Raw genomic sequence first — 4700 nt, forward strand, 5'->3', positions numbered from 1 at the left:
AAAATTTTCGACGCAAGCATCGGTGTGTTTGATGAATTGGTCTTTCAACATTTTTCGGAAGCCTTGATCTTTCAAATTTTCCATAAAAATATTGACCATTGGAGCGGTTTCGCCCACAATTCCTGAATCGATCAAAAATACGGCTCCGTTGCCTTCCAAACTTTGGGTTGGAATCCCGGTTGCCTCGATATTGTCTTTGGAATTGATTAAAATGGGAATGCTCAAATAACTGTTTAAAGGGTCCAAACCAGAACTTTTTCCGTGGAAAAATGATTCCATTTGTCCGAAAACAGTTTTGAGTTGCAATAATTTTTCACGAGTCAAATTTTCTAGAACCGTGATTTTATTTTGGGCGTATTTGTCGTAAATGGCCGCAACCAAGGCACCGCTGCTTCCCACTCCATAACCTTGTGGAATGCTGGAATCAAAGAACATTCCGGTTGCAACGTCATTTTTTAGGGTAACCAAATCGAAAGTGACCAATTCGGGTTGTTCAGTTTGCAGGTTTTCCAAATAAGAAACAAAACGTTTCAAATTTTCGTTGGATTTTATGGCTTCTGCTGATGGATTTTCTTCTCTTTTCAGCGCGCCATTGTAAAAATTGTATGGAATAGATAAACCTTTCGAGTCACGAATGATTCCGTATTCTCCAAAGAGTAATATTTTTGAGTAAAATAAAGGTCCTTTCATAAATTAATTGATAATTAACAGTTCACAATTGATAATTCGTAATTGATAATTATTTGTTTTTAGAAGTATTAATTATACTGGTCAATAATTTTAATAATTCTATTATTTTGTATTTTATACTTTGAAATTCTTCTTCCGTAAGAAATTTTGTTTCAAACAATAAATCTAACCAATATTCTGTTTCATTGGCTTCTTTTAATGAAATAGATAGTTTATGGATGAAATCCGCTTTACTTTGGGCGTGTTCCGCTTCTCTGACATTTGCGCCTATGGATGTTCCGGAACGTAATAATTGTTTTGATAATATTCTTCTTTTCCATAATGACCAATTATCAATTATCAATTATCAATTATCAATTGACTTCCAATTCCAATTTCGTCACAAATGTACTGACCATTTTGACAATAGCCAACTAATTCGTCCTTAATAAATTGCAAAACTTTTTCTTTGGTATTTTCTGGGTACAAAATATGGACATTTGCGCCGGCATCTAGCGTGAAACAAACTGGGGTTTTCGTGTCGTTGCGATATTTCCAAATTGCGTTGATGATTTCCAGTGTGTTGGGTTTCATTAAAATAAAATACGGTATCGAAGTCATCATCATCGAATGCAATGTCAAGGCTTCGCTTTCGACTATTGTTATGAATTCATCCAAATTTCCGCTTTCGAAAACGTTGATTAATTTGTCCAAGTTTTCGTGAGCTTGTTCAAATCGCCTTTCGGCAAAGGGGTGGTCGTTCATCAAATTGTGTCCCACGGAACTCGAAACTTGTTTTTCGCCTTTGTCCACCAACAAAATCGTGTCTTGAAAATTCTGGAAATTCTCGTGAATGGCATTCGGAAATTCTACTCCAAACAAATTCGAACTTCCTTGAATATTTTTATGCTCTCCCCAAACGACCACTTTGCCTTTCACGCTTCGGCAAGCACTTCCGGAACCCAATCGGGCCAAGAAAGAGGCTTTTTGATAAAAGTAATCTTCGGTCATATCTGGATTTAAAGCTTTTTCCAAACTCATCAAATTCATCGACAAAGCCGCCATTCCCGAAGCCGATGAGGCAATTCCTGAACTGTGCGGAAACGTGTTTTGGGTGTCAATGGTAAAATGATAGTCTTTCAAAAAAGGCAAATAAACCAAGACTCTTTCGAAAAATTGCTGGATTTTTGGTTTGAAATCTTCTTTGGGTTTTCCTTCAAAAAGCAGGTCGAAAGAAAAAGAATTTTGATTTTCTTTTTTGGCGAAAGCCAATTTTGTAATCGTCTTGCAATTATTCAAGGTAAAACTCACCGAAGGATTTGCCGGAATTTGTTTGTCTTTTTTGCCCCAATATTTCACCAAAGCTATGTTGCTGGGCGAACTCCAAGAGAAATTTCCACTTTCTATGGAATGAGAATATTTGGCTGGAATAAAATCGTTTGCTGAAAACATCAATTAAAAAATTTCTGCAAAGATACTGATTTCTTTATTTGTGGAATTGGTCAAAGTTTTTTATTAATTTTGAAAAAAAATAACATGAATAAAATTTCTAAAATTCTGGTTGTTGTGGTCACTTGTTTGGTGGTTGGCTATTTTTCTGGTATGGTAACTCGTTCAGCAATTACTACTTGGTATCCCACATTGGTAAAACCGAGTTTTAATCCGCCCAACTGGATTTTTGCGCCTGTTTGGAGCATGTTTTACGTGATGATGGGTGTGGCTGCAGGACTGGTTTGGAACCGAATGGAACAGGAAAAAGAAACGGTTAAAAATGCCTTGGTTTTCTTTGCCGTTCAACTGGCTTTAAATGCTTTGTGGTCGTATTTGTTTTTTGGTTTGAAAAACCCAATGTTGGCCGGTTTAGAAATTATAATATTGTGGTTGATGATTTATGAAACCCATGTTAAATTTTTGAAAATCAATAAAATTGCAGGTTATTTATTGATTCCATACTTGCTTTGGGTAAGTTTTGCAGCTGTTTTGAATGCCAGTATTTGGTGGCTAAATCGATAATTTTAAATCGACACTATTTTTTAATTAAGTTTAAAAACATTAAAACTTAGATTCTTCAAACTTCATTTAAATTAAAAAAGCTCCTTAGGAGCTTTTTTAATTTAAACTATCTGGTCACAAATACCCAACCTGATTTTGATGTTCCATCTGATTTTTCGGCGACATAAAAATAAGTTCCATCTGGGAGGGATTTTCCATTGTCGTTAGTTCCATCCCATTGGTCAGAATAATTGTTGTATCTATTTACTTTCACCCCATATCTATTGTACAATTCGAGTCTAACCACATTACAGCCTTTGAGGTTAAAAGTGTCGTTGTACGTGTCATTATTGGGAGTTATGGCATTAGGAAATACACAAAGTGAATTTATTTTTGCCGTCTTGTTGAATTCACAACCATTTGAATCTCTTACGGTAATGGTGTAATCCTCCGGAAGAAGGTTAGCATAAGTAGTATTTGATGTAAATGATCCATTGTTGATGCGATATTGAAAAGGAGCAACTCCACTGGTCACGCCGGTGATTTCGATAATTCCATCTGGGTTGCCATTGACAACATCGGTTGAAGAGAAAACAATATCAGTTGGAGATTGATAAACCACAATGTCCAAACTGGTTGCCAGAGAACACTGACCTGCAGTTGGCGTGAAAGTATATGTTCCAGAAGCGGTATTGCTTACTGTTGCAGGATTCCAAGTTCCGGTAATTGAATTATTTGATGTTGTAGACAAAACAGGTCTTGTCGAACCAGAACATATAGGAGCAATAGCGGTAAAAGTTGGAGTGACAATCGGATTAACGGTTACATTCAAAGTTGTTTCAGTTGCACATTCTCCAACATTTGGCGTGAAAGTATATGTTTCAGAAGAGGTATTGCTTACTGTTGCAGGATTCCAAGTTCCAGTAATTCCATTGTTTGATGTAAGTGGTAAAACCGGGCTTGTTGCTCCCGAACATATTGGTGCAATGGCTGTAAAACTTGGAGTAAGAATTGGATTAACTGTTACATCTAGTGTTGCAGTCGTTGCACATTGTCCATCATCAGGAGTAAAAGTATAAGTTCCGGAAGCTGTATAGCTTACGGTTGTTGGATTCCAGCTTCCGGTAATTCCATTTGTGGAAGTTGTTGCTAATACTGGTGCCGTGGCGTTTGCACAAATTGGAGCAACAGTATTAAAGCTGGGTATAATTGTGTTTACATTTATGGTTAAAGTTGCAGTTGTGGCACAAATACCAGTGCTTGGTGTAAAAGTATATGTTCCAGAAGCGGTATTGCTCACAGTCGCCGGATTCCAGATTCCTGTAATTCCGTTATTGGAAGTTGTAGGCAAACTTGGTGCGGCAGCACCATAACAAACATCAGCTGTTGGATCAAACAAAGGAATAATTTTCGGATTTATTGTAACATCCAAAGTTGTTGGTAATGCACATTGCCCGGCAGTTGGCGTGAAAGTATAAGTAGCCGAAGCGGTATTGCTTACTGTTGCAGGATTCCAAGTCCCTATAATTGAATTATTTGATGTTGTAGGTAAAACTGGACTAGCCGAACCCGAACAAATAGGATCGATTGCAGTAAAAGTTGGTGTAACATTTTGATTCACGACAATAGTCATAGTTGCAGGTGTCACGGCACATTGACCTGCAGTTGGTGCAAAAGTGTAGGTTGTTGTTGTCGTGTTATTTATGGCAGGCGACCAAGTTCCCGTAACTCCGTTAGTGGAAGTCGTTGGCAAAGGATCCAAAACTTCTCCTGAACAAATCGGAGCAATTGGAGTAAAAGTCGCCGCAATCGGGTTCACGACAATAGTCATAGTTACAGGCGTCACGGCACATTGACCGGCAGTTGGCGTAAAAGTATAGGTTGTTGTTGCCGTGTTGTTTATGGCCGGCGACCAAGTTCCTGTCACTCCATTAGTGGAAGTCGTAGGCAAAGGAGCTAGAGCATCACCAGAACAAATCGGAGACACTGGAGTGAAAGTCGCCGCAATCGGGTTCACGACAATAGTCATCGTTGTTGGC

At 38.0% G+C, this 4700-nt stretch carries 5 protein-coding genes; 1 reads left to right on the top strand and 4 read right to left on the bottom strand.

The annotated features are described in order from the left end of the window. The 3 genes from C0430_RS05725 to C0430_RS05735 form a co-directional block, all read right to left on the bottom strand. Positions 1 to 690: mevalonate kinase (locus C0430_RS05725; RefSeq protein WP_290866416.1), on the bottom strand; the 690-nt coding region annotated here is incomplete at its 3' end. A gap of 49 nt (positions 691 to 739) precedes the next feature. Next, positions 740 to 1033, bottom strand: a complete 294-nt coding sequence (locus C0430_RS05730) for a four helix bundle protein (protein ID WP_290866418.1) — start codon at positions 1031 to 1033, stop codon at positions 740 to 742. Then, complete coding sequence (locus tag C0430_RS05735) at positions 1030 to 2121, bottom strand: diphosphomevalonate decarboxylase (RefSeq protein WP_290866420.1); 1092 nt, start codon at positions 2119 to 2121, stop codon at positions 1030 to 1032. The genes C0430_RS05730 and C0430_RS05735 overlap by 4 nt, the downstream gene beginning before the upstream one ends. Positions 2122 to 2205: 84 nt before the next feature. Here C0430_RS05735 and C0430_RS05740 point away from each other — a divergent pair, with 84 nt between their 5' ends. Further along, positions 2206 to 2682 (top strand): TspO/MBR family protein, encoded by a 477-nt coding sequence (locus C0430_RS05740; RefSeq protein WP_290866423.1) that lies wholly within the window; start codon positions 2206 to 2208, stop codon positions 2680 to 2682. A gap of 106 nt (positions 2683 to 2788) precedes the next feature. Here the strand turns inward: C0430_RS05740 and C0430_RS05745 are convergent. Beyond that, a partial coding sequence (locus tag C0430_RS05745; protein ID WP_290866430.1) for a gliding motility-associated C-terminal domain-containing protein occupies positions 2789 to 4700 on the bottom strand: 1912 nt, incomplete at its 5' end.

The sequence above is a fragment of the Flavobacterium sp. genome, assembly GCF_013823965.1.
In the GTDB taxonomy this organism is placed as follows: Bacteria; Bacteroidota; Bacteroidia; order Flavobacteriales; family Flavobacteriaceae; genus Flavobacterium.